Source organism: Sphingomonas sp. BT-65 (assembly GCF_026107375.2).
Classification (GTDB): domain Bacteria; phylum Pseudomonadota; class Alphaproteobacteria; order Sphingomonadales; family Sphingomonadaceae; genus Sphingomonas.
In genome coordinates, this window is record NZ_JAPCIA010000001.1 from 1,706,370 (window position 1) to 1,728,053 (window position 21,684).

Sequence of the window (21,684 nt, forward strand, 5' to 3'; positions counted from 1 at the left end):
TGGCTGGAAGCCTTGCGTGCGGGGGAACCTATTCTTTCCCGAGTTTGGAGTTTTCGAATGATCCATTTCCGTCATGCCGCGCTGCTGGCCGGCGCTACTCTGATCGCCACCCCGGCCTTCGCGCAGGACACCGCGGCGCCCGCCCCGGCCCAGGAAGCGCCGGCTCAGGAAGCGGCGCCCGCGACCCCTGCGGCACCGGCGCCGGTGACCGACGATGAGGTGAAGAAGTTCGCCAAGGCGGCGCTCGCTGCCGACAAGATCAGCAAGGACGCCGCGCTCGCCGCCGCCGACAAGCAAAAGAAGATGTCCGAAGCGGTGACTGCGAGCGGTCTTGAGCCGACGCGCTTCAACCAGATCGCGCAGGCATCGCAGGCCGACACCGCGCTGCAGGCGAAAGTCCAGGCGGCGATCGTCGCGGAGCAGCAGGCATCGCCTGCGCCGTCGCCGACTCAGTAACAACCGGCCCCCCTGGGTTGCGCGGTCCGGCCTAGCGCCGCGCGCAGCCCAAGGCGGCGGCGTCGATCGCGGTGGCTACGCCTTTCAGGGCATAGACATCCGCGAAGGCGCCGCCGCCTCTTGCGAGGCTCTCGACGCTCATGCTGCGGCTGGAGCGCATCGCCGCGACGATCGCGGCATCGGTTCGCGGATCGGGCGCCCAGGCGTCGCTCGGCCCCGCAATCAGCTCGAAGCGGCGTTCCCCCACCGCCAACGTCACCTTGGCACGCGGATCGCGCGGACGGCTGAGGCGGATGTGCAGCTGGTTGCGCGCGCCCGCGCGCGGCCAGTTGGCGATGCTGGCGAAGGCACCACCGCGGGCGCCCTGCGGCGGCTGGCTGATCGCATAGCAGCGCAGCGGCGCGGCATCGCGGAACGCCCCCCAGCTATCGAACACGCCGAGTGATTCGCGGCCATCGCCCTGGATCGCGGTAAGCAGCAGCATCAGCGCGGCGATCATGCCGGCGCGTGCCCGGTGCCGGTGTGGATCACGCTCTCCGCCCCCTTCGCGATCATCACCACCGAGCCTTGCGGCAGGCCCGGCGCCACCGGCGTCTCGAACTCGGGATGCGCGTCGCCGCCCGTCATCACGCCGCGCAGCACACGGCTGGAGATGCCATGCATGATCACCAGCCGGTCGCCGGGATCGTCGTCGGTGTCGGCGAGCCAGCCCGACACGCGCTCGGCGATCTGGTGATAGCGCTCGCCGCCGGGCGGTGGCCGCACCAGCCCGCCCGGCGCGATCAGGTCACCGCCCTCGGCGATGACATCGGCATAATAGCGGCCGCCCCACACGCCCATGCCGATCTCGGTCAACCGCGGATCGTGACGCGCGCCATGCCAGTCGAGTTCGAGATGCTCGGCGATCACTGCCAGCGTCTGCAATGCACGGCCGGTGTTCGACGCCCACAGCGTCAGCTTCGGCTTCGCGCCGAGATGGTCGCGCAGCGCCCGCCCCATCTCGTCCGCCTGCGCGAAGCCGGCACGGGTCAGCGGCGTGTGCGGGTGATCCCCCTGCAGCCGGCGCGCAGCGTTGAACACGGTCTCGCCATGCCGGGCGATGAAGTCGCGTCCCTTTCTTGCCATGGCACCGCCCCCACCCGTTGGCCCAGCCGATGCTGCGGCCGCGTCGTCGGACCCGAATCTAGGGCGCGCTGTGGCGCAAAAGCAACGGTTTTCCGCGTTTAGCTGGCGTTCATGCAACGCAGCATGATCTGGCGCATTGAGCCGGTCCCCGCCCAAGCGGGTGTGTATCAGTACAGGAGTATTTATGCGTAAACTGGTTCTTGCCGCATTGGCCGCGAGCGCGCTCGCCAGCCCGGCGTTCGCGCAGGATGAGGTCGCGCCCTTCACCGGACTCCGCGCCGAGGGCGTGGTCGGCTACGACACGATGAGCGACGGCACCGACAGCGATGCCGGGTCGAGCGACGGCGCCACCTATGGCGGCGCGATCGGCTATGACGTGCAGGTGGGCGGCGCGGTGATCGGCGCCGAGGCCGAGCTCACCGGCTCGAGCGTCGACACGCGTGCCGATAGCCTGCTCACCGCCGGCGACCGTTTGCGCGTCGACATGGGCCGCGACATCTATCTCGGCGCGCGCGCCGGTGTCGCGATCACCCCGACCACGCTGCTCTACGCCAAGGGCGGCTACACCAATGCGCGCGTGGACACCGTCTATGAGACGCCGACCACGACGACCGAGATCAGCGAGGACATGGAGGGCTTCCGCGTCGGCGCCGGCGCCGAGTTCAAGCTCTCGAACAACATGTATCTGAAGGGCGAGTATCGCTACTCGAACTACGGCAAGATCGACGGCTACGACATTGATGTGGATCGTCACCAGGTCGTCGGCGGCGTCGGCATCCGCTTCTGAGGCGGAAACCGGACCCAGTCGTCCACAAATGATGCTCAAATGAGACGATAGAAAGGGCCGGGGCGCTTGCTCCGGCCCTTTTTCACGTTAAGGATATCTCGAACTTCCGACGGCAATCCGTGCGCCGTCTGGCAGCCTGTTGTCTTTGGGGGCCGCCGCCCCGGGGGTTTGAATACACATGAAAGCGACGATCGAACGCGCAACGCTGCTCCGGGGCCTCAGCCACGTCCAGTCGGTGGTGGAGCGGCGCAACACGATTCCGATCCTCTCCAACGTGCTGATCGAGGCATCGGCGGAAGGGTCGCTGCGGCTGATGGCCACCGACCTCGACCTGCAGATCGACGAGACCGTGCCCGCCGCGGTCGACCAGGCCGGCGCCACCACGGTGCCCGCGCACACGCTGTTCGACATCGCGCGCAAGCTGCCCGAGGGCTCGCAGGTCGAGCTGAGCGCCGCCGAGGGCAAGATCAGGATCAATGCCGGCCGCGCCAAGTTCGAGCTCGGCACCCTGCCGCGTGATGATTTCCCGGTGATCGCCGAGGGTGAGCTGCCAACGGTGTTCGAGCTGGCGGCCGAGACGCTCAAGCAGATCATCGACAAGACCCGCTTCGCGATCTCGACCGAAGAGACGCGCTATTATCTCAACGGCATCTTCCTGCACGTCGCCGACGATACGCTGAAAGCCGCGGCGACCGACGGCCACCGCCTCGCCCGCGTCACCGTGGCGCGCCCCGACGGCGCCGAATCGATGCCCGACGTGATCGTGCCGCGCAAATGCGTCGCCGAGCTGCGCAAGCTGCTCGACGAGGTCGACGGTTCGGTCGGCGTGTCGCTGTCGGGTTCGAAGATCCGTTTCGACCTCGGCGCCGCGATTCTCACCTCGAAGCTGATCGACGGCACCTTCCCCGACTACAGCCGCGTGATTCCGACCGGCAACGACAAGATCCTCAAGATCGATCCCAAAAGCTTCATGGAGGGCGTCGATCGCGTCTCGACCATCGCCACCGAGAAGACGCGCGCGGTGAAGATGGCGCTCGACCGCGACCGCATCACGTTGTCGGTGACCAGCCCCGACAACGGCACCGCGGCCGAGGATGTGCCGGGCGAATATGCCGCCCAGCCGTTCGAGATCGGCTTCAACTCGCGCTACCTGATGGACATCCTCGGGCAGGTCGAGGGCGATCTGGTCGAGGTGCATCTCGCCGACGCCGCCGCGCCGACGCTGATCCGCGAGAACGACAAGTCGCCCGCGCTGTACGTCCTGATGCCAATGCGGGTGTGACGCCCTCTTGAACGCGGCACGATAATCGCTTATTAACACGCTTGTCAGTAAAGGCAGGCGAATGATGGCGACGCAAGCGCAACAGCAACCGACCGTTACCCAGGCGCCCCTTTCTCAGCCGATCGACTGGGGCCAGCCCCGCAAGCGCGAATGGGGCACGGCGTTGCGTGCGCTGGTGCGCCTGCTCGGCAATGCCGACGACACCGTGCAGGTGTTCCGCATCATGCGCGCGCTCAACGGCGACACGGTGCAGAAGAATTATCGCCGCCTGCTCACCACGAAGCAGGGCGGCCGCCTCGCCTATCAGCGGATCGAGCTGTCGCAGCGTTTCTCCGACCGCAGCTGGATCGATTCGCTGCCCGAGGGCAGCGTCGGCGCCGCCTATCGCGCGTTCCTCGACCGCACCGGCTATTCGGCGCAGGGCCTCGCCGACGTCAGCTACGCCGATGCCGAGGTCGAGCGCGGGGTCGAGCATCCGCACGCCTGGTTCGGCCGGCGCGAGCGCGACATCCACGACATCTGGCACATCCTGACCGGCTACCAGGCCGACGAGCCGCTGGGCGAGGCGTGCCTCGTCGCCTTCTCCTATTCGCAGACCGGCGGATTGGGCTGGGCGTTCATCGGCGCGGGCGCCGCGCTCAAGAGCCTCAAGGTCACCGGCAAGTCCAGCTTCGCCAAGGCGGTGCTCGAAGGCCGCCGCCACGGCAAGCGCGCCAAGTGGCTCTCGGCCGAGGACTATGAGGCGCTGATGTACGAGCCGCTCGATGCCGCCCGCAAGCGGCTGGGGATCGAGGAGCCGCGCCTTTACCGCCAGGCGCAGGCCGAGCTTCAGGCCGCGGGCCTGATCGGGCTCTAAGCCACCCCGAAGGGCACGACGCGATTGAGCGCGATGTGCCCGATCCCCGAGCGGCCGAGATAGGGCACGCCCATCTCGCGGCACCAGCGGATCATCATCTGATCGAGCGACTCGCCGAACGGCACGTCGTTGTCGACGACATCGGTGACCGCGCCCAGCCGCACGCCTGCGATCCCCTGAAGCTGAGTCGCATGCGCCATCTGGAACAGCATGCGGTCGATCCGGTACATCGCCTCGCTCACTTCCTCGATGTGCAGGACATGGTCGGTGAGGTCAGGCAGCCACGGCGTGCCGATCATCGCGGTGAGGATCGCGAGGTTGAACGCCGCCGCGGGGCGTCCGTCCAGCGTCGGCTCGAGCCCGCGGCGGTCGCCGTCGATCAGCCAGCCGAGCACCCAGCCGGCATCGATGCCCTTGTCCTCGCGGCCCATGCTGCTCGCCATCGATCCGTGCGCCTGGCGTCCGATGCGGCGGGCATAGAGCGCGCCGAGCAGGAACCCCATGTCGGAATAGCCGATATAGGTCTTGTTGCGCGCCGCGGGGCCGAGCTGGGGCATCGCCAGGTCGAGGATGCGGTTCGAGCCATAGCCGCCGCGCGCAAACCAGATCGCGTCGAAGCCGGGATCGTTGGCGAATTCGAGGAACGCCTGGGCGCGCAGGTCGTCCGGCCCGGCGAAATGGCCTTCGGTGACGAAGCATTGCGGGTGGTAGACGATCTCGTGCGCGGGATAGGTCAACGCCATGAACGCCTGCATCCGCGCCGCCGATTCCGCGCTGACTGTCCTTGCCGGTGCGACGACGCCGATCCGCATGCCTTGCCCCTTAATCCGGAACCGGCGATAGCGCGGGGCGATGCAACACGGCAAATCCTGTTTTTTCGTCGGGATCGGGGGCAGCGGCATGATGCCGCTGGCGATGATCCTGGCCGGGCAAGGCGCGAAGGTCGCCGGCTCCGACCGCAGCCTCGATTCAGGCCGCCTTCCCGCCAAGTTCGACGCATTGCGCGCGCTCGGGATCGACCTGTTCCCGCAGGACGGCAGCGGGATCGTCTCGCCCGACCAGATGGTGATCGCCTCTGCCGCGGTCGAGGACAATGTCCCCGACATGGTCCAGGCGGCGGCGCTGGGTTGCCCGCGCATGAGCCGCGCCGAGCTCAACGCCGCGCTGTTCAACGCCGCCGGCACCTCGATCGGCGTGGCCGGGACCAGCGGCAAGTCGACCGTCACTGGCATGATCGCCTGGATCGTGCATGCGCTCGGCCGCGATCCCACGGTGATGAACGGCGCGGTGATGAAGAATTTCGTCGCGCCCGATGCGCCCTTCGCCAGCGCGCTGGTCGGCAGCGACGATTTCTACGTCAGCGAGGTCGACGAGAGCGACGGGTCGATCGCGCTCTACACGCCGCACGTCGCCGTGCTCAACAATGTCAGCCTCGACCACAAGTCGCTGGAGGAGCTGCGCACGCTGTTCGGCGATTTCGCGGCCAAGGCGCGCACCACGATCGTCAATGTCGGCGACGCCGAAAGCGCAGCGCTGGCAATGGCGCTCGACCGCGGCCGCACCATGACCTTCGCGGTCGAGGACGATGCCGACCTCGCCGCCCGAAACCTGCGCCCCGAGCCGTTCGCGATCGGTTTCGACCTGGTGATGCGCGACGCCACCCTGCCCGTCCGCCTCGCGGTGCCGGGCCGGCACAACGTCGCCAACGCGCTCGCCGCGATCGGCGCTGCGGTAGCAGCGGGCATCGGCCTGTCCGATGCGGTGCGCGCGATCGAGGGCTTCACTGGCCTGCGCCGCCGCTTCGAATTGGTCGGCGAAGCGAACGGCATCGCGGTGATCGACGATTTCGGACACAACCCCGACAAGATCGCCGCCACGCTCGACACGCTCCACGCCTTTCCCGGCCGCGTCCTCGCGCTGTTCCAGCCGCACGGCTACGGCCCGCTCAAGGTCATGCGCCGCGAGCTGGTCGAGATGTTCGTCAACAAGCTCGCGCCTCAGGACCAGCTCGTCCTGCCCGACCCGGTCTACCAGGGCGGCACGGTGACCCGCGAGGTGACCAGCGCCGACATCGTCGCCGACATCGCAGCATCGGGCCGCGACGCCCGCCACATCCCCGACCGCGCCGCCGCCGCCGCGCACCTCGTCGCCGAAGCGAAGCCGGGCGACCGCATCGTCATCATGGGCGCGCGCGACGATACGCTGAGCCTGCTCGCGGCAGAGATGGTGGAGACGTTGCGGGGTACGTAAAGTTCGCTTGACATGTAAAGCGTCATTGACGTAAAGCTTCCTTGTCTAGTTAGAAAGGAAGCTTGACATGGAAATCTCTCCCGCCTCGGTGCGGTTCGTGTGGCGCTTCATCGGCGCGACGCTCGTCTACGGCGTGCTGATCACCGGCGCGACCTGGGTGGCGCGGAACTTCGATCCGTCCCCGATCGGGCTCGTCGCACTGTCGATCCTGCCCGCGATCGCGATCGCCGCTTCGCTGATCGTCGTCGGCCTGTATCTGATCGAGGAAACCGACGAATATGTGCGGAAGCGTCAGGCCGTAGCGATGCTGGTCAGCATCGGCATCCTGCTCACCCTGTCCACCGCCCTCGGATTTCTCCAGCAGCGGAACCTGATCGGCAGCGTCGATCTGCTGTGGGCCTTCCCCGCCTGGTGCGTCCTGTGGAGCGTCACGCAATGCTGGATGGCGATCCGCGACTATCGCCGGGCGGGGGACGCGGCATGAAGAACCGCCTTCGCGTGCTGCGCGCCGAGCGCGGCTGGAGCCAGCAGGACCTGGCCGAGCGGCTCCAGGTCTCACGCCAGAGCGTCAATGCGATCGAGACCGGCCGCTACGATCCCTCGCTCCCGCTCGCCTTCAAGATCGCCGACCTGTTCGACCTGGTGATCGAAGAGGTGTTCGAAAACCCCTCCACCGCGGGCTGACCCCTATGGCCCGCGCCGATCCCCGGATCGGAAGGAGAGGCCATCCCGGCTTTGCGCCGGGATGGCCTTCTTTTTCAGGCTCAGCCGATCGACTGCCCGGTCTTCGCCCAGTCGGCGAGGAAGCCCTCGATCCCCTTGTCGGTCAGCGGGTGCTTGACCAGCTGACGGATCACCGCGGGCGGCGCGGTCATCACGTCGGCACCGAGCTTCGCCGCCTCGAGGATGTGGATCGGGTGGCGGACCGACGCGACCAGGATCTCGGTCGCGAAGTCGTAATTGTCGTAGATCAGGCGGATGTCGCTGATCAGCTGCATCCCGTCGAACCCGATATCGTCGTGCCGGCCGACGAACGGCGAGACGAAGGTCGCCCCCGCCTTGGCCGCGAGCAGCGCCTGGTTGGCCGAGAAGCACAAGGTCACATTGACCATCGTGCCGTCGTCGGTCAGCGCCTTGCAGGTCTTGAGCCCGTCGATCGTCAGCGGCACCTTGACCGCGATATTGTCGGCGATCTTCCGCACCACTTCGGCCTCACGCATCATGCCGGCGTGATCGAGCGCAACGACCTCGGCCGAGACCGGGCCATCGACGATCCGGCAGATTTCCGCGACCACCTCCAGGAAATCGCGTCCCGCCTTGTGGATCAGCGACGGGTTGGTGGTAACACCGTCGAGCAGCCCCGCCTCCGCCAGCTCGCGAATATCATTGGTGTCGGCGGTGTCGGCGAAGAACTTCATGGCGGCAGCCTTTTCGGTTGTGTGACAGTTGGATGACAACGTGCTAGTCGCGCGCGGTTCGCGCCCGCCTCTATCACCGGAACGCGGCTAACGCCTAGCCTGGATGAACCGATGCCGCGCCTTCTCTGCCTTTTCGCCTTGCTCCTGCCCGCCACGGCGCTGGCGCAGGAAGAAGACCAGGAATTATGGCTGACCGGCGCGGCCAGCGTGCCGCTGGGCGAGGACACCAAGTTCGAATTCGATACCGTTTCGCGCTTCGGCAACGACCCTGGCGGGCTCTACGAGATCGAGATCAACACGCTGGTCGCGCACGAACTGGCCAAGGGCGTCACCATCGGCGGCGGCTATGTGCGCAACATCAACTATTCGCGCGGGACCGTGACTCGCACCGAGGACCGGTTGCGCGTGCAGGTCGGCCTCTCGGACACGGCCGGTGCGGTGAAGCTTTCGGGGCGAGTGCGGCTGGAGAGCCGGTGGCGCTCCGACGGCGACGACACCGGCTATCGCCTGCGACCGCAGATCAAGGCCACGCTGCCGCTCGGCGACAGCGATTTCAGCCTGGTCGGCAGCCATGAGAGCCTGATCCCGCTCAACGACACCGACTGGGGCGAGGAAGCCGGATACGACCGGATGCGCAACATGGTCGGCATCAACTGGAAAGCGAGCAAGCTGGTGTCGATCGAGGCCGGCTATCTCAACCAATATCAGTTCGGCCGCGGCGGCGACCGCGACGTGATGGACCATGCGCTCGCGGTGAGCGTTGGCCTGTCGCTCTAGGGCGCCCGGCGGAATTGTCGAAAATGACACTGGCGGTTGACAGAATCGCATGGTTCTGACGGCCGGTGTCAAGCATGACAAGATTGACCCAAGATTTTGATTTTCCTGGATAAATTACCAGACAGACCCGGCTCACCTGGGCTGTAGCGGTTGACAGTGTCAAAGAGCGGACCGCATCCGGCAAAGCAAATGAAATCCAACATTGCAAGCGGCCGACGCTACTCGCCCGCGACCAGCATCACCTTCGCATCCGGCATGTCGAGGCCGGTGAGGTAGAGGCGATAGAGGCCCGGCTGGAGATCGAAGCGCACGATCTTGCGGATCGTCGAGCAGGCCGGGCCATGACCGTGTGCGACCGACTTGAGCGCTTCCCCGCCCGCAGCGCCCGGTACCACGTCGATCCAGCCCCGCTGGTCGAGCGCGACCCCATAGCGCCCCGCAGTTTCGATCTTGAACCCGATCATCACCGCGCCGCCGGGCTTGGCGTCCGCAGGCACATCGGGGAATTTGGCAAGCTCGCCGGCCTGCAGCCTCGCCGCCTTGTTCACGCCGAACTCACCCCCGGGGGCCGTCCAGCCGGACAGATTGGCGGCGAGACCGGCATCGATGACGGCGCATTGCGGCACGGCGGGGGCAGCCTGGAGCAACAAGAGGGCGGCGAGCAGCATCGGCGGAACTCCTTCGCGACGCTCGATAGCGCTTTCCAGCCGCCGCAGGAATGCCGATATGGAGGGCCAATGTCCCGCGCCCGCGTCATCGTCCTCAATTCCGCGCTCGGTCCCCTCGATTATCGCGTGCCGCACGGCATGGCGGTCGAGCCGGGATCGATCGTCGTCGCGCCGCTCGGGCCGCGCCAGCTGGTCGGCGTGGCGTGGGAAGCCGAGCGGCTGCCGGCCGAGGAAGTCGGCGACAACCGGCTGCGCAACCTGCTCGGCGTGGCCGACGCCCCGCCGATCCCCGCGCCGCTGCGGCGGCTGATCGAGTGGACCGCCAACTACTACCTCGCCCCGCTCGCCTCGGTGCTGCGGATGGCGCTGTCGTCGACCTCGGCGCTCGAAGGCGGCAAGACAATCGTCGAATATCGCGCGAGCGGGGAACTGCCCGAGCGGATGACCGCGCAACGCGAGCAAGCGCTGGAGCGGATCGGCGACCGCCAGGGGCTGATCCGCGAGCTGGCGACGATCGCCGACGTTTCCGAGGGCGTGATCCGCGGACTGGTCAAGGTCGGCGCGATCGAGGGCGTCGCGGTCGATCTCGACACGCCCTACCCCGTGCCCGACCCCAACTTCGCGCCGCCCGACCTCTCGCCCGAGCAGGCCGAGGCCGCATCGATCCTGCGCCAGGCGATCGGCGCGGAGGCGTTCCAGCCCTTCCTCCTCGACGGGGTCACCGGCTCGGGCAAGACCGAGGTCTATTTCGAGGCGGTCGCCGCGGCGATCGCGGCGGGCAAGCAGTGCCTCGTGCTACTGCCCGAGATCGCGCTGACCGAGCCCTTTCTCAAGCGCTTCCATGCGCGCTTCGGAGTCGAGCCGGTGGCGTGGCATTCGGGCCTGCGCCAGTCGCAGCGCCGCCGCGCGTGGCGCGCGATCGCCAGCGGCGAGGCGCTGGTCACCGTCGGGGCGCGCTCCTCACTATTCCTGCCCTACCCCAATCTCGGCGTGATCGTGGTCGACGAAGCGCATGAGACCAGCTTCAAGCAGGAAGAAGGCGTCCATTACCACGCGCGCGACGTCGCGGTGATGCGCGGCCATTTCGAGCAATGTCCGGTGATCCTCGCCAGCGCCACGCCGGCGATCGAGACCCGCCAGCAGGTCGCGCTCGGCCGCTATGCCGAGGTCAAGCTGCCCGGCCGCTACGGCGCGGCGGAGATGCCCGCGATCGAGGCGATCGATTTGCTCGCCGAGCAGCCGCCGCGCGGGCGCTGGCTGGCGCCGCGGCTGGTCAACGCGATCGACGAGACGCTGGCGCGGCAAGAGCAGGTGCTGCTCTTCCTCAACCGCCGCGGTTATGCCCCGCTGACTTTGTGCCGCACCTGCGGGCACCGCTTCCAATGCCCCAATTGCACCGCCTGGATGGTCGAGCACCGCCTGATCAGCCGGCTCGCCTGCCACCATTGCGGGCACACCTTCCCGACCCCGCGCGCCTGCCCCGAATGCGACAGCGAGGACAGCCTGGTCGCGTGCGGCCCCGGCGTCGAGCGCATCGCCGACGAGGTCGCGGCGCTGTTTCCCGACGCCAAGACCGCGATCGTCACCAGCGACACGATCTGGTCGCCAGCCAAGGCGGCCGAGTTCGTCAACCGGATGGAGGCGGGCGATATCGACATCGTCGTCGGCACCCAGCTCGTCACCAAGGGCTACCACTTTCCCAATTTGACGCTGGTCGGCGTGGTCGATGCCGATCTCGGCCTCGAGGGCGGCGACCTGCGCGCGGCCGAGCGCAGCTTCCAGCAGATCTGCCAGGTCGCGGGCCGCGCCGGGCGGGGCGAGAAGCCCGGCACGGTGCTGATCCAGACCCACAGCCCCAAGGCGCCGGTGATGCGCGCGCTGGTGAGCGGCGACGCGGAGAGCTTCTATGCCGCCGAGACGCGGGCGCGGCGCGAGGCGGGCGCCCCGCCCTTCGGCCGCTACGCCGCGATCATCGTGTCGAGCGAGGACAAGGATGCGGCATTGGAGACCGCCCGCCTGATCGGCCGCGCCGCGCCGCGAGTCGAGGCGATGCAGGTGTTCGGCCCCGCCCCGGCCCCGCTCGCCATGCTGCGCGGCCGCCACCGCTTCCGCCTGCTCGTCCATGCCCGCCGCGCGCTCGACGTGCAGGACGTGATCCGCGACTGGCTGGGCGGGATCGAATGGCCGGCCAAGGTGCGCGTGGTGGTCGATGTCGATCCGTATAGCTTTGTATAGTGTGATCGATACAATCGACGCCGGTTGATCGCGGTTTGGGGGGCGTTCGATGAAGCGTGGCGTGTTGCGTTGTGCGGTGGGCATTGCCTTGTTGGCGGCGCCGCTTACCGCCCGGGCGGACTGGTTCGAAGCGAGCTCCGATCACTTCGTGGTCTATGCCGAAGGCGATGCGCAGCGGGTCGAGCGCTTCGCCGCTGATCTCGAGCGATTCGACAAGGCGCTGCGTGTCGCTCGCGCCATTCCGTCCACGCCCCCCGGCCAGGCCAATCGCGTAACGGTCTATGTCGTGGCCCGGACAGGTGCGGTCCAGTCGCTCTCGGGCAGCAACAATGTCGCGGGCTTCTACATTGGCCGGGCGGGTGGCCCCCTCGCGGTCGTCCCGCGGCGATCGGGCGATGGCGACCCGAACGATCTCTCGGCGAAGATGGTGCTGCAGCACGAATATGCGCACCATTTCATGTTCAGCAACTGGCCCGGCGGCGCCTTTCCCAGTTGGTTCGTCGAAGGCTTCGCCGAGTTCCACGCCACCGCGGTGGTCGACAAGGATGGGGGCGTGGTCCTCGGCGCGCCGCCGCAATATCGCGGCGCCACCCTGCTGAGCGGCAACTTGCTGCCGCTCAACAAGCTGCTGGTCGCCGAAACGCTCAAGCTGGACAGCCAGCAGCGCGACGCACTCTATGGCCGCGGCTGGCTGCTCACCCATTATCTGAGCTTCAGCACCGAGCGCGAACGGCAGCTCAGCAACTATCTTCTCGCGATCAATTCCGGGAAGACCCCGCTCGACGCCGCCGGCCTGTTCGGCGACCTGAAGCAGCTCGACCGCGAGCTCGAGCGCTACAAGCTGTCCCGGTTCGCAATGCGCAAGGTGTCGGCGAGCGCGATCAAGCTGGGCGAGGTCAAGGTGCGCGCGCTGCGCGAAGGCGAAGCCGCGGTCATGGACATCCGGATCCGCTCCAAGGTGGGGGTCAACGCCAAGACCGCGCCTGGCGTCTACGAGCGCGCTAAGCGCGCCTGCGCACCCTATCCGAACGATCCCGCCGTGCAGATCGTGCTGGCCGAGACGGCCTATGACGCGCGCGACTATGCCGCTGCCGAAGCCGCCGCGGACCGCGCCATCACGGCCGACCCGAAGGCGATCGACGCGCATGTCTATAAAGCGATGGCGCGGATGGCGGTCGCACGCCAGGCGAAGGACCGGACCCCGGCGACGTGGAGCGCGATCCGCAAGATCATCACCACCGCCAACCGCCTCGACCCCGACGATCCTCAGCCGCTGATCCTGTTCTTCCGCAGCTATGGCATGGCCGGGCAGACCCCGACCGAGAATGCCAAGAAGGGGCTGATGTACGCGTTCAACCTGGCGCCCTTCGACATGGAGCTGCGCATGAACGCGGCGATGATGCAGCTGCGCGACGGGAAGCTCGATGTGGCGCGCGCGATGCTCCGCCCGATCGCCTACAATCCGCATGGCGGGCCACGAAGCACGATGGCAGCCGCGATCATCGCGCGGATCGATGCGGGCGACATCGCGGGAGCGAAGGGCGCGGTCGAGCAGGACGATGAGGAGAAGGATTCCGGCGACTCGCCGGAGTGAAGCGCGTGCCCGCGGCTTGAACCGTCCCCGCTTTTGGCCGAAGGCAGCGACCATGGCGCTTTATCTTGCTCGGCAGATTCGGACCGCGGCGGTCTCGCTGATCGTCACGCTCGCGGCGATGCTGGCGCTCGCCGCGCCCGCCCGCGCCGACGATATCTCCGCCGCCGGGCGCGGGGTCGTGCGGGTTGTCACCATCGCGGTGGTCGAGGGCGAGGTGGTCGGCTTCGGCCATGGCAGCGGCTTCGCGGTCGCGCCCAACCGCGTGATCACCAACGCGCATGTCGTCGAAGCGGCGGAGCGCTATCCCGGCGACGTGATGATCGGCGTGGTGCCGTCCGAGGGCGACAAGTCGTACCAGGGCCGGCTGATCGCGATCGACGCCGACCGCGACCTCGCGCTGATCGAGTTCGGCGGCATCCGCCTGCCCGCGCTCACTTTCTACAACGGCCCGATGGGCGAGGGCGACGCGATGATCGCGCTCGGCTATCCGGGCAATGTCGATCTCGCCACCGCGCGTTCGGCGGCGGACTTCATCACCCCGCTCTCCCCGGTGCGCTCGCAGGGCGTGTTCTCCGGGCGGCGTAACCTCCAGGGCGTCAACGTGCTGCTCCACACCGCGGGAATCGCGCGCGGCAATTCCGGCGGGCCCCTGCTCGATCCGTGCGGCCGCGTGCTCGGGGTCAACTCGGCGATCACCCGCGCTGACGATGGCGATGCGAGCTTCGGGTTCGCGATCGGCAATGACGAGGTCGCCGCCTTCCTGCGCGAGGCGGGGCAGGCGATGCCGGCCAATGGCGTCGCCTGCACCAGCATCGCCGACCGGCTGGCGCAGGACCGCAGCGAGGCCGAACGCACGCGGGCGGCGGACGAGGCGCGCGCGCGGGAAGCCGCTGCGAAGGCCGCGGCCGACCGCGAGAGCGCGCTCGACCGGGCGCTGGTCGACAATTTCGCGATGCGCGAGAATTTCATTGCCGCGGCGATGCTGCTGCTCGTGCTGGGCGCGATGGCGCTTGGCGCCGCAGCCTTCTTCCACACCAGCGGCAAGCGGCGCGAGACGATCTGGGCAGCCAGCGGCGGCGGCGCGCTCGTGCTGGCAGCGCTGATCACCTTCTTCACCCGTCCCGCCTTCGATGCCAAGGCGATCGAGAGCGCCGCCCGCGTCGCGATCCCGCCCGCGGCGCAGCCTGGCGGGCTCGGCAAAATGATCTGCACGATCGATCCGGCGCGCTCGCGGGTCACCGTCTCAAGCACGCAGGACGTGAACATCGACATCAACGCCGATGGCTGCGTCAACGGCCGCACCCAATATGCCGAGACCGGGCAGCAGAACTGGCAGCGCATCCTGGTGCCCGACGACGAGCAGACTGTCTCGGTGCTCGAATACGCACCGGGAACGCGGACCTATTCCACCACGCGCTACCTGCTCCCGGCGAGCCAGATGGCCGACGCGCGCAAGCTGCGCAGCGAGGTGAAGATCAAGGCCTGCTCGACCGACCAGGCCGCACGCGCCGACCTCGCCTCCAGGCAGCAGACGATCCGCACCGCGCTGCCGCAGGTGTTCAACGAGCGGCTGGTCTATAGCTGCAAGCCGGCGGGGTGATGCCCGGCTGGCGGCCGATGGCCGCAGCGGACCTGCCCGCGATATCGGCGATCTCGGATGCGGTGCACGGCCGCTATTCCGAGGCGGTCGAGGTCTATGCCGAGCGGCTGGCGTTGTATCCTGCGGGATGTTTCGTGCTTGAGGGGGATGGCGCGGCTGCCGGCTATTTGATCACCCATCCCTGGCGTCGCGATACGCCGCCCAAGCTCGGCGCGATGCTGGAGCGGCTCCCGGCAGATGCCGACACCTGTTATCTGCACGACATCGCCCTGCTGCCGGCGACGCGGGGCACGGGCGCGGGGCGCGCCGCGGTGGATCTGGTGATCGGACAGGCCCGGGCGAGCGGATTTGGCGAGATCACGCTGATGGCCGTCGGCGGCGCCGACAGCTTCTGGGCGGCGCAGGGATTCGCGATCGTCGATGCCGCGCCCGACATCCTCGCCAGCTACGGGCCCGAGGCGCGGCTGATGCGGCGGCGGCTGGACTAGCCGCGATCGACCCGAGCGGCGAAGCAGCCACGCCGCGCATTGTGGACATGGAGATAGGCCGCGCGGGGATCGGCCAGCATGCGCGTGATCTCGGCCTCCAGCCCGGCACCCTCCAGCACCTCGGCATCGATCATCATGTCGTCCGCATCAAACGCCCGCACCGACAGCAAGCGCGAACGGAGCTGCTCCGGAACCGCGTCCGCATAACGCGCCGGTGCCTCCGCGCCCTCGGCGACGAAGATCGCATGGCGCGAGCGATAGGGGTGTCGACAGGGAGATGCTCATGGTTGACCAGCAGCACCGCCGCGCCGGGCTCGGCATCCTCCAGCGTCACGCGGCACGGATAGCCGGGCTTCTTGTCGGCGATCATCCGCACCGCATCCGCCTGCGCGAGCTCGGCGTCGGTCATGCCGTAGAGATGCCGGAACGGCGCGGGATCGAGCCCGGTGATGACGTAGCTCATTCTGCCACGCCCTCGCGCCGGCGCAGCACCTGCTTGCGGTCGACGCCATAGGCATAGCCGCCCATGCTCCCGTCGCTGCGCTGGGCGCGGTGGCATGGGATGACGACCGCGACATTGTTCGCGCCGCACGCCGTGCCCGCCGCGCGCACCGCGCCCGGGCTGCCCGCGGCCACGGCGAGCTGGGCATAGCTCACCGTCTCGCCCTGCGGGACTTCGCGCAGCGCCTGCCACACTGCCTCCTGGAACGCAGTGCCGCGCACATCCAATGGAAGGTCGGTATGGCGCCCGGGTTGCTCGACCTCGGCCACCACGCGCACGGCCAGCGCCGCAAGCGCCGCGCCACCCGGCACGATCTCCGCACGGGGAAAGCGCGCGGCGAGGCTCAGGCTGTCCTCGTCGAAGGCGACACGGCACAACCCCTTGTCGGTCGCCGCGATCAGCAGCGGGCCGAGGCTGGTGTCGGCGACGGTCCAGCGGATGGTCACCCCCGCCCCGCCGTTGCGCCACGCGCTCGGCGTCATGCCAAGCCGGGCGTTGCTCGTCTCGTAGAAGCGGCTCGGCGCCGAATAGCCCGCTTCGTAGATCGCGCTGGTGACGTTGTCCTCGGCGGTCAGCGCCTCCGCGGCGCGGCGTGCGCGCAGCGAGCGGGCATAGGCGGCCGGGGTCACCCCGGTGGCGCGCTTGAACAGCCGCTGGAAGTGATGCGGGGCATAGCCGACCTCACCCGCGAGCTCGTCGAGCGTCACTGGCTCCTCGGCCGCCTCGAGCAGCGCCACCGCTTCCGCCACCGCGATCCGCTCGCGCCCGATCTCGTCGGGCTTGCAGCGCAGGCAGGCGCGCAGGCCGGTGGCACGCGCACTCGCCGCGTCGGGGAAGAACACGACATTCTCGCGCTTCGGGTGCCGGGCAGGGCAGCTCGGCTTGCAATAGATGCCCGTGGTCAGCACGCCCGCGATCACCCGCCCGTCATAGGCGCGGTCGCGGCGCTCGAACGCCTCCCAGGCTTCGTCGTCGGAGATCATGTTGCTCATCATGCGCCTGATATAGGCGCGCCGCGCAACCCTTGCTTCCCGGCTTTTGCGCCCAAAGCGTGACGGGCAACGCTTGATGCCGGGCGTTCGTCTCACTAGGGGGACGCTTTCCCGCAATGCAGGGGCATGGAATGGCGGACGCACCTCTGGTCGGCATCATCATGGGCAGCACCTCCGACTGGGAGACGATGCGCCACGCCGCGGACGTGCTCGCCGAGCTCGGCGTCGCCCACGAGACCAAGGTCGTCTCCGCCCACCGCACCCCGCAACGGCTCTACGATTATGCCACCGGTGCGGCCGAGCGCGGGCTCAAGGTGGTGATCGCCGGCGCGGGCGGCGCGGCGCACCTGCCCGGCATGGCGGCGTCGATGACGCACCTTCCCGTGCTCGGCGTGCCGGTCGAGTCCAAGGCGCTGAAGGGCATGGACAGCCTGCTCTCGATCGCCCAGATGCCCGGCGGCATTCCGGTCGGCACGCTGGCGATCGGCAAGGCCGGTGCGATCAACGCCGGGCTGCTCGCCGCAGCGATCCTCGCCACGTCCGATGCGGCGCTCGCCGAGCGGCTTCAGGCATGGCGCGCGCGCCAGACCGAAAGCGTCGCGAACGAGCCTGAATGACCGGAGCCCAATGAACGCGATCCCGCCCGGCAGCACCATCGGCATTCTCGGCAGCGGCCAGCTCGGCCGGATGCTCGCGGTCGCGGCGGCGCAGCTTGGCTATCGCTGCCATATCTATGCGCCCGAGAGCGGTCCGGCCTGCGACATCGCGGCGGCGTTCACCCAGGGCGCCTATGACGATGCGGCGGCGCTGGCCGCGTTCGCGCAGCACTGCCAAGTCGTGACCTACGAGTTCGAGAATATCGAGCCCGCTGCGATCGACGCGGTCGCCGCGCACGCGCCGGTCGCGCCCGGCCGCGCTTCGCTGGAGACCGCCGCGCACCGCGCCCGCGAAAAGCAGCTGGCCGAGGAATGCGGCGGCGTGCCGGCGCCATGGCGGCGGGTCACCTCGCGCGCCGAACTCAATGCCGCGCTCGACGCGGTTGGTACACCCGCGATCCTCAAAACCGCGACCGAGGGCTATGACGGCAAGGGGCAGGCGCGGATCGCCTCCGCCACCGATGCGGACGCGGCCTGGGCGGCGGTCGCGGGTTGCGAATGCGTGCTGGAGGCCATGGTCGCCTTCACCCACGAATTCTCGATCCTGCTGGTGCGCGGCGCCGATGGCACCAGCATCACCTATCCGCCCCCGCATAATGTGCATGAGGGCGGCATCCTCGCCCGGTCGAGCGTGCCTGCGCCGGACACGGTGGTCGCACAGGCGGAAGCTGCCGCCGTCCTCGCCACGCGCCTCGCCGAGCGGCTCGGCCATGTCGGCGTGCTGACCTGCGAGTTCTTCGCGACCAAAGACGGCCCGGTGTTCAACGAGATGGCGCCGCGCGTCCACAATAGCGGCCACTGGACGATCGAGGGCGCGGTCACCTCGCAGTTCGAGAACCATGTCCGGGCGATCTGCGGCCTGCCGCTCGGTTCGACCGCGCTCACCGGTGCGGCGGTGGAGATGACCAACCTGATCGGCGCCGACGCCGATGCGTGGCCAGCGCTGCTCGCCGAGGGTGACACGCATCTCCACCTCTACGGCAAGCACGAGGCCCGCCCCGGCCGCAAGATGGGGCATTCCACGCGGGTGCGGCGCTAGGAAATCTCTCGCCGCATTTTTCGGCGAACCTTTTCGCCGCGGCAGCGACTACCCCAGGGAAAGCTTCGGGGTGAACATGCAGCGATCGCACGACCAGGACCGGGAAGCAGCGGACGAGCTGATCGTCATCCGCTGCCAGCTGGGCGACCGCCGCGCTTTCGACGCGCTGATCGCGCGCTGGGCCGCCCCGCTCGCCGCCTATGCGCGGCGCGTGACGCAGGACGGCGAGGCCGCCGCCGAACTGACGCAGGACATTTGGCTGCGGACGTTTCGCGGCATCGACCGGCTGCGCGATCCGCAGCGCTTCCGATCCTGGCTGTTCGGCGTCGCGCACCGCGCCTTCGCCGACAGCCTGCGCCGCCGCTACGCCGCCCTGCCGCTCGCCGAGGAGGATACCGACGCGCTGCTCGACGAGACCGCGTCGGACCACGAGAATCTCGATCTCGTCGAGCGGGGCCTGGCGCGATTGCCGCCGGTCGAGCGCGAGATCCTGACCCTGTTCTATCTGCAGGAGTTGCCGATCGCCGAGATCGCGGAGGCGCTCGCGATCGCATCCGGGACGGTCAAGTCACGCTTGCATCGCGCCCGGCACCTGCTGCGCGATGTACTTGAAGAAGAAGGAGAATAAGATGAACGCGGCCCTGGATACCGACGCCATCCGGCGGATCGCCGAAGCGGAGCTTTCGACCGCCCCACGCCTGGTGCACGGTGCGTTGCTGGCGGCGGCACTGACGATGACGGTGGTCGTCGTCTCGCTCGGCCTGACCGAGCCCGACCTGCCGCCGCGCGCAGCAATCGCATTCGCGGTACTGGCCGCGATCGGTGCCGGCTGGGCCGGCTATGCGATCTGGGTGTTGACTGAGCGGCGCGTGCTCTATGCCCGGCAGCGCGTCGTCGCCGGCTGGCTCGCCGTGACGTTCACGTCGATCTTCACGCTCGGCGCCTTTTCGCTCGGCCTGATCGCGGATTTGCAGGCGGGGTTCGCCGCTGGCGGGCTGGGGCTCGCGCTCATGGCGGCCGCTACGCTGCTCCTGGCGCGCGCCCGGCAGCGTCTCGCCGCGCTCACCACCCGCATGCGGCAGCTCGAAGCGCAAGGGCCTGACGCATGAGGCGCGCCTTCCGTTTTCTCTGCACCGTCCTGGCGCTCGCGGCGGCGTCCGGGACTTCACCGGCTGTTGCCCAGAATGCAGCCCCGGCGATCCATCAGCTCACGACCCGCATGCTCGCAGCGCCGGATGGCCGGCAAATGGAGATCACCATCGGCTTCGTTCGCGTTCCCGAGCAGCGGGACGCCGCAGGCAGCGAGACCCGGCAGATCGAGCTCGCGACGATCCGGTTGCGCTGGACAGGCGCAGCGGCGGCATCGGCCGCGAACATGCTGCTCGCCGGCGGGCCGGGCGATTCGGGCACCCGGCTGCTCTCGGGCCTCCCCGCACCGCAGGCGGCGTCGTTGCTCGACCTGATGGGCGGCGACGTGATCGCCTTTGACCAGCGCGGCACCGGCCGCTCGCAGCCGAGCCTCGCGCTGCCCGATACTGTGCCCTTGCCGCTCGAGACACCGGGATCGCCCGCGGCATGGCTCCCGCTGATCGACCGCGCCGCCCGGCTCGCCGCCGCCCGCTTCGCCGCGGAGGGCGTGCGCCTGGCCTCCTACACCACCGTGGAAAGCACGGACGATGTCGAGGCCGTGCGCCGCGCCTTCGGCTATGCGCGGGTGAATCTGTGGGGCCGCAGCTACGGCTCCCACCTCGCGCTCGCGACCGTGCGGCGCCATCCCGGCAGCATCGCGCGCGTCATCCTGGTCAGCCCCGAGGGGCCCGATCATACGCTCAAGCTGCCCGCCCAGACCGACGCCGCGATCGCGCGCATCGCCGCACGGGCCGGCGCACCCGAACTGCCCGCGAACATGCGCAAGGTGTTCGAGCGGTTGCGCCGCGCCCCGGTCACCCTCTCCGTCGCCGACCCTTTAGGCGGCGCGGCGCGCGAGGTGACGGTCGGCGAATTCGACCTGCAATTGCTCACCGCGCAGGCATTGGGCGATCCCCGGCTGCTGGCGACGCTGCCGATCGCGTTTCGCGAGATGGCGGCCGGCAAGTTCGAGCGGATCGGTCCGGCGGTGCTGATGATGCGCACGCGATACCGGCTGGGCTCGGCGATGAAGTACATGATGGATCTGGCATCCTATGCGAGTCCTGCGCGGCTCGGCCGGATCCGCGAGCAGGCTGGCAGCGCGCTGCTCGGCAATGCGATGAACTTTCCGCTCATGGACCTGCGCGGGGCATGGCCCGCCGCCGATCTCGGCAACGGCTATCGCGCAACCGTGCGAAGCGACGTCCCGACGCTCATCCTCGCGGGCGACCTCGATGCGCGCACGCCGGTCGAGAATGCGCGCGAGATCGCCGCTGGCCTCCCCCGCGCGCAGGTCGTCGTGGTCGAGAACGCGGCGCATGAATTCGACCTGTTCGGCAATTCCGCCCTGCGCCCCCTGCTCCAGGATTTCCTGGCGGATCGCCCCGTGCGCGTAAAACAGGTCGCGCTACCGCCGATCCCCTTCCAGCGGTGACGGCGGGCGCCACCCGCAAATGAAAGGGCCCGTCTCCCTCGCGGGAAGCGGGCCCGATTTCAGGGCGTCACCGATTGTTCAGGCGCGCACGCCCTCCATCGGGAAGCTGCCGAACGCGCCCGCGGTGACGGTGCCGGTGAGCTTGTCGCCGTCGACCGTCGCCTCGATGCTCAGCGTCATCGGCATCGGCACGGTGATGTCGACCGTCCAGTTCAGCTTGTCGCCATCGACCTTGCCGCTGACCGCGGTGGTGCCGAGCGCGCCGGCATAAGTACCGGTAAAGGTGTCGCCCGCGCTCACCACGCTCAGCGTCGCCTTCTGGTCGCCCATCGGCGAGTGGGTGACGGTATCCCAAGTGCCATCGACATTCGCCATGCTCGTCTCTCCTGTAAAATC

Annotated in this window: 26 protein-coding genes; 17 read left to right on the top strand and 9 right to left on the bottom strand. The window is 68.7% G+C overall.

From position 1 onward, the window contains the following. Positions 1-57 precede the first annotated feature (57 nt). Positions 58-456, top strand: a complete 399-nt coding sequence (locus OK349_RS08140; protein WP_265117315.1) for a DUF4168 domain-containing protein — start codon at positions 58-60, stop codon at positions 454-456. Positions 457-487: 31 nt separating this feature from the next. Here the strand turns inward: OK349_RS08140 and OK349_RS08145 are convergent, their stop codons facing one another. Together OK349_RS08145 and OK349_RS08150 are read right to left on the bottom strand one after the other, a co-directional pair. Beyond that, on the bottom strand, positions 488-955 hold the full coding sequence (locus OK349_RS08145) for a hypothetical protein (protein WP_265117316.1): 468 nt from the start codon (positions 953-955) through the stop codon (positions 488-490). Then, positions 952-1,581 carry a histidine phosphatase family protein gene (locus OK349_RS08150; protein ID WP_265117317.1) on the bottom strand — a complete coding sequence of 210 codons (630 nt, stop codon included), beginning with the start codon at positions 1,579-1,581 and terminating at the stop codon, positions 952-954. The genes OK349_RS08145 and OK349_RS08150 overlap by 4 nt, the downstream gene beginning before the upstream one ends. Before the next feature lie 184 nt (positions 1,582-1,765). Between OK349_RS08150 and OK349_RS08155 the strand changes: the two genes are divergently transcribed. From OK349_RS08155 to OK349_RS08165, 3 genes are all read left to right on the top strand, one after another. Next, positions 1,766-2,368: an outer membrane protein gene (locus OK349_RS08155; RefSeq protein ID WP_265117318.1), complete on the top strand. Its 603-nt coding sequence runs from the start codon at positions 1,766-1,768 to the stop codon at positions 2,366-2,368. 178 nt (positions 2,369-2,546) lie between these two features. Beyond that, a complete protein-coding gene (gene dnaN / locus OK349_RS08160) occupies positions 2,547-3,650 on the top strand; it encodes a DNA polymerase III subunit beta (protein WP_265117319.1) in 1,104 nt (367 codons plus the stop codon). Between the two features lie 61 nt (positions 3,651-3,711). Next, on the top strand, positions 3,712-4,506 hold the full coding sequence (locus tag OK349_RS08165) for a ubiquinone biosynthesis protein COQ4 (RefSeq protein ID WP_265117320.1): 795 nt from the start codon (positions 3,712-3,714) through the stop codon (positions 4,504-4,506). On the opposite strand, the gene OK349_RS08170 is transcribed toward OK349_RS08165, so the two are convergent. Beyond that, on the bottom strand, positions 4,503-5,318 hold the full coding sequence (locus OK349_RS08170) for an LD-carboxypeptidase (RefSeq protein WP_265117321.1): 816 nt from the start codon (positions 5,316-5,318) through the stop codon (positions 4,503-4,505). The two genes, OK349_RS08165 and OK349_RS08170, sit on opposite strands and share 4 nt — an antisense overlap. 40 nt (positions 5,319-5,358) lie before the next feature. Between OK349_RS08170 and OK349_RS08175 the strand changes: the two genes are divergently transcribed. The 3 genes from OK349_RS08175 to OK349_RS08185 all read left to right on the top strand — a co-directional run bounded on the left by OK349_RS08175 (position 5,359) and on the right by OK349_RS08185 (position 7,440). Then, the gene (locus tag OK349_RS08175) at positions 5,359-6,756 is read left to right on the top strand and encodes a glutamate ligase domain-containing protein (RefSeq protein ID WP_265117322.1); all 1,398 of its coding nucleotides are present in this window, start codon (positions 5,359-5,361) and stop codon (positions 6,754-6,756) included. 67 nt (positions 6,757-6,823) lie between these two features. After that, positions 6,824-7,240 (top strand): hypothetical protein, encoded by a 417-nt coding sequence (locus OK349_RS08180; RefSeq protein WP_265117323.1) that lies wholly within the window; start codon positions 6,824-6,826, stop codon positions 7,238-7,240. Continuing rightward, positions 7,237-7,440 (top strand): helix-turn-helix transcriptional regulator, encoded by a 204-nt coding sequence (locus OK349_RS08185; protein WP_265117324.1) that lies wholly within the window; start codon positions 7,237-7,239, stop codon positions 7,438-7,440. Before OK349_RS08180 ends, OK349_RS08185 begins: the two co-directional genes overlap by 4 nt. Before the next feature lie 80 nt (positions 7,441-7,520). Here OK349_RS08185 and fsa read toward each other — a convergent pair whose 3' ends face one another. Further along, positions 7,521-8,174: a fructose-6-phosphate aldolase gene (gene fsa / locus OK349_RS08190; protein ID WP_265117325.1), complete on the bottom strand. Its 654-nt coding sequence runs from the start codon at positions 8,172-8,174 to the stop codon at positions 7,521-7,523. Positions 8,175-8,285: 111 nt separating this feature from the next. On the opposite strand from fsa, the gene OK349_RS08195 reads away from it, so the two are divergent. Continuing rightward, positions 8,286-8,951: a DUF2490 domain-containing protein gene (locus tag OK349_RS08195; RefSeq protein ID WP_265117326.1), complete on the top strand. Its 666-nt coding sequence runs from the start codon at positions 8,286-8,288 to the stop codon at positions 8,949-8,951. Positions 8,952-9,169: 218 nt separating this feature from the next. On the opposite strand, the gene OK349_RS08200 is transcribed toward OK349_RS08195, so the two are convergent. Next, positions 9,170-9,619: a hypothetical protein gene (locus OK349_RS08200; protein ID WP_265117327.1), complete on the bottom strand. Its 450-nt coding sequence runs from the start codon at positions 9,617-9,619 to the stop codon at positions 9,170-9,172. A gap of 69 nt (positions 9,620-9,688) precedes the next feature. Between OK349_RS08200 and OK349_RS08205 the strand changes: the two genes are divergently transcribed. From OK349_RS08205 to OK349_RS08220, 4 genes are read left to right on the top strand one after another with little or no spacing between them, the layout of a single operon-like run. Then, complete coding sequence (locus OK349_RS08205; protein ID WP_265117328.1) at positions 9,689-11,854, top strand: primosomal protein N'; 2,166 nt, start codon at positions 9,689-9,691, stop codon at positions 11,852-11,854. A 49-nt stretch (positions 11,855-11,903) separates the two neighbouring features. After that, positions 11,904-13,448 carry a hypothetical protein gene (locus tag OK349_RS08210; protein WP_265117329.1) on the top strand — a complete coding sequence of 515 codons (1,545 nt, stop codon included), beginning with the start codon at positions 11,904-11,906 and terminating at the stop codon, positions 13,446-13,448. A gap of 52 nt (positions 13,449-13,500) precedes the next feature. Next, positions 13,501-15,048, top strand: a complete 1,548-nt coding sequence (locus OK349_RS08215) for a S1C family serine protease (protein WP_265117330.1) — start codon at positions 13,501-13,503, stop codon at positions 15,046-15,048. Continuing rightward, complete coding sequence (locus tag OK349_RS08220; protein ID WP_265117331.1) at positions 15,048-15,536, top strand: GNAT family N-acetyltransferase; 489 nt, start codon at positions 15,048-15,050, stop codon at positions 15,534-15,536. The genes OK349_RS08215 and OK349_RS08220 overlap by 1 nt, the downstream gene beginning before the upstream one ends. On the opposite strand, the gene OK349_RS08225 is transcribed toward OK349_RS08220, so the two are convergent. The 3 genes from OK349_RS08225 to ada are packed head-to-tail and all read right to left on the bottom strand — an operon-like array spanning position 15,533 to position 17,033. Beyond that, positions 15,533-15,778: a DUF1203 domain-containing protein gene (locus tag OK349_RS08225; RefSeq protein WP_265118563.1), complete on the bottom strand. Its 246-nt coding sequence runs from the start codon at positions 15,776-15,778 to the stop codon at positions 15,533-15,535. The genes OK349_RS08220 and OK349_RS08225 overlap by 4 nt on opposite strands. Then, complete coding sequence (locus OK349_RS08230; RefSeq protein WP_265117332.1) at positions 15,670-15,999, bottom strand: DUF1203 domain-containing protein; 330 nt, start codon at positions 15,997-15,999, stop codon at positions 15,670-15,672. The genes OK349_RS08225 and OK349_RS08230 overlap by 109 nt, the downstream gene beginning before the upstream one ends. Beyond that, positions 15,996-17,033 carry a bifunctional DNA-binding transcriptional regulator/O6-methylguanine-DNA methyltransferase Ada gene (gene ada, locus OK349_RS08235; protein WP_265117333.1) on the bottom strand — a complete coding sequence of 346 codons (1,038 nt, stop codon included), beginning with the start codon at positions 17,031-17,033 and terminating at the stop codon, positions 15,996-15,998. The genes OK349_RS08230 and ada overlap by 4 nt, the downstream gene beginning before the upstream one ends. 128 nt (positions 17,034-17,161) lie before the next feature. Here ada and purE point away from each other — a divergent pair, with 128 nt between their 5' ends. From purE to OK349_RS08260, 5 genes are all read left to right on the top strand, one after another. Next, positions 17,162-17,647 (top strand): 5-(carboxyamino)imidazole ribonucleotide mutase, encoded by a 486-nt coding sequence (gene purE / locus OK349_RS08240; protein WP_265117334.1) that lies wholly within the window; start codon positions 17,162-17,164, stop codon positions 17,645-17,647. A gap of 10 nt (positions 17,648-17,657) precedes the next feature. Beyond that, on the top strand, positions 17,658-18,725 hold the full coding sequence (locus OK349_RS08245) for a 5-(carboxyamino)imidazole ribonucleotide synthase (protein WP_265117335.1): 1,068 nt from the start codon (positions 17,658-17,660) through the stop codon (positions 18,723-18,725). A 76-nt stretch (positions 18,726-18,801) separates the two neighbouring features. Further along, positions 18,802-19,353 carry an RNA polymerase sigma factor gene (locus OK349_RS08250; RefSeq protein ID WP_265117336.1) on the top strand — a complete coding sequence of 184 codons (552 nt, stop codon included), beginning with the start codon at positions 18,802-18,804 and terminating at the stop codon, positions 19,351-19,353. Between the two features lies 1 nt (position 19,354). Next, positions 19,355-19,834, top strand: coding sequence for a hypothetical protein (locus OK349_RS08255; RefSeq protein WP_265117337.1), 480 nt, complete (start codon positions 19,355-19,357; stop codon positions 19,832-19,834). Further along, the gene (locus OK349_RS08260) at positions 19,831-21,288 is read left to right on the top strand and encodes an alpha/beta hydrolase (RefSeq protein WP_265117338.1); all 1,458 of its coding nucleotides are present in this window, start codon (positions 19,831-19,833) and stop codon (positions 21,286-21,288) included. The genes OK349_RS08255 and OK349_RS08260 overlap by 4 nt, the downstream gene beginning before the upstream one ends. Positions 21,289-21,366: 78 nt before the next feature. Here the strand turns inward: OK349_RS08260 and OK349_RS08265 are convergent, their stop codons facing one another. Next, the gene (locus OK349_RS08265) at positions 21,367-21,663 is read right to left on the bottom strand and encodes a hypothetical protein (protein WP_265117339.1); all 297 of its coding nucleotides are present in this window, start codon (positions 21,661-21,663) and stop codon (positions 21,367-21,369) included. Positions 21,664-21,684 lie beyond the last annotated feature (21 nt).

Excerpts from the sequence above, each read along its gene's own strand:
- OK349_RS08255 (WP_265117337.1), top strand. The coding sequence starts at position 19,355 with ATGAACGCGGCCCTGGATACCGACGCCATCCGGCGGATCGCCGAAGCG.
- purE (WP_265117334.1), top strand. The coding sequence starts at position 17,162 with ATGGCGGACGCACCTCTGGTCGGCATCATCATGGGCAGCACCTCCGAC.
- OK349_RS08150 (WP_265117317.1), bottom strand. The coding sequence starts at position 1,581 with ATGGCAAGAAAGGGACGCGACTTCATCGCCCGGCATGGCGAGACCGTG.
- OK349_RS08265 (WP_265117339.1), bottom strand. The coding sequence starts at position 21,663 with ATGGCGAATGTCGATGGCACTTGGGATACCGTCACCCACTCGCCGATG.
- OK349_RS08215 (WP_265117330.1), top strand. The coding sequence starts at position 13,501 with ATGGCGCTTTATCTTGCTCGGCAGATTCGGACCGCGGCGGTCTCGCTG.
- OK349_RS08205 (WP_265117328.1), top strand. The coding sequence starts at position 9,689 with ATGTCCCGCGCCCGCGTCATCGTCCTCAATTCCGCGCTCGGTCCCCTC.
- OK349_RS08220 (WP_265117331.1), top strand. The coding sequence starts at position 15,048 with ATGCCCGGCTGGCGGCCGATGGCCGCAGCGGACCTGCCCGCGATATCG.
- OK349_RS08175 (WP_265117322.1), top strand. The coding sequence starts at position 5,359 with ATGCAACACGGCAAATCCTGTTTTTTCGTCGGGATCGGGGGCAGCGGC.
- OK349_RS08145 (WP_265117316.1), bottom strand. The coding sequence starts at position 955 with ATGATCGCCGCGCTGATGCTGCTGCTTACCGCGATCCAGGGCGATGGC.
- OK349_RS08245 (WP_265117335.1), top strand. The coding sequence starts at position 17,658 with ATGAACGCGATCCCGCCCGGCAGCACCATCGGCATTCTCGGCAGCGGC.
- dnaN (WP_265117319.1), top strand. The coding sequence starts at position 2,547 with ATGAAAGCGACGATCGAACGCGCAACGCTGCTCCGGGGCCTCAGCCAC.
- ada (WP_265117333.1), bottom strand. The coding sequence starts at position 17,033 with ATGATGAGCAACATGATCTCCGACGACGAAGCCTGGGAGGCGTTCGAG.
- OK349_RS08155 (WP_265117318.1), top strand. The coding sequence starts at position 1,766 with ATGCGTAAACTGGTTCTTGCCGCATTGGCCGCGAGCGCGCTCGCCAGC.
- OK349_RS08165 (WP_265117320.1), top strand. The coding sequence starts at position 3,712 with ATGATGGCGACGCAAGCGCAACAGCAACCGACCGTTACCCAGGCGCCC.
- OK349_RS08200 (WP_265117327.1), bottom strand. The coding sequence starts at position 9,619 with ATGCTGCTCGCCGCCCTCTTGTTGCTCCAGGCTGCCCCCGCCGTGCCG.
- OK349_RS08230 (WP_265117332.1), bottom strand. The coding sequence starts at position 15,999 with ATGAGCTACGTCATCACCGGGCTCGATCCCGCGCCGTTCCGGCATCTC.
- OK349_RS08210 (WP_265117329.1), top strand. The coding sequence starts at position 11,904 with ATGAAGCGTGGCGTGTTGCGTTGTGCGGTGGGCATTGCCTTGTTGGCG.
- fsa (WP_265117325.1), bottom strand. The coding sequence starts at position 8,174 with ATGAAGTTCTTCGCCGACACCGCCGACACCAATGATATTCGCGAGCTG.
- OK349_RS08185 (WP_265117324.1), top strand. The coding sequence starts at position 7,237 with ATGAAGAACCGCCTTCGCGTGCTGCGCGCCGAGCGCGGCTGGAGCCAG.
- OK349_RS08195 (WP_265117326.1), top strand. The coding sequence starts at position 8,286 with ATGCCGCGCCTTCTCTGCCTTTTCGCCTTGCTCCTGCCCGCCACGGCG.
- OK349_RS08170 (WP_265117321.1), bottom strand. The coding sequence starts at position 5,318 with ATGCGGATCGGCGTCGTCGCACCGGCAAGGACAGTCAGCGCGGAATCG.
- OK349_RS08180 (WP_265117323.1), top strand. The coding sequence starts at position 6,824 with ATGGAAATCTCTCCCGCCTCGGTGCGGTTCGTGTGGCGCTTCATCGGC.
- OK349_RS08250 (WP_265117336.1), top strand. The coding sequence starts at position 18,802 with ATGCAGCGATCGCACGACCAGGACCGGGAAGCAGCGGACGAGCTGATC.
- OK349_RS08140 (WP_265117315.1), top strand. The coding sequence starts at position 58 with ATGATCCATTTCCGTCATGCCGCGCTGCTGGCCGGCGCTACTCTGATC.
- OK349_RS08260 (WP_265117338.1), top strand. The coding sequence starts at position 19,831 with ATGAGGCGCGCCTTCCGTTTTCTCTGCACCGTCCTGGCGCTCGCGGCG.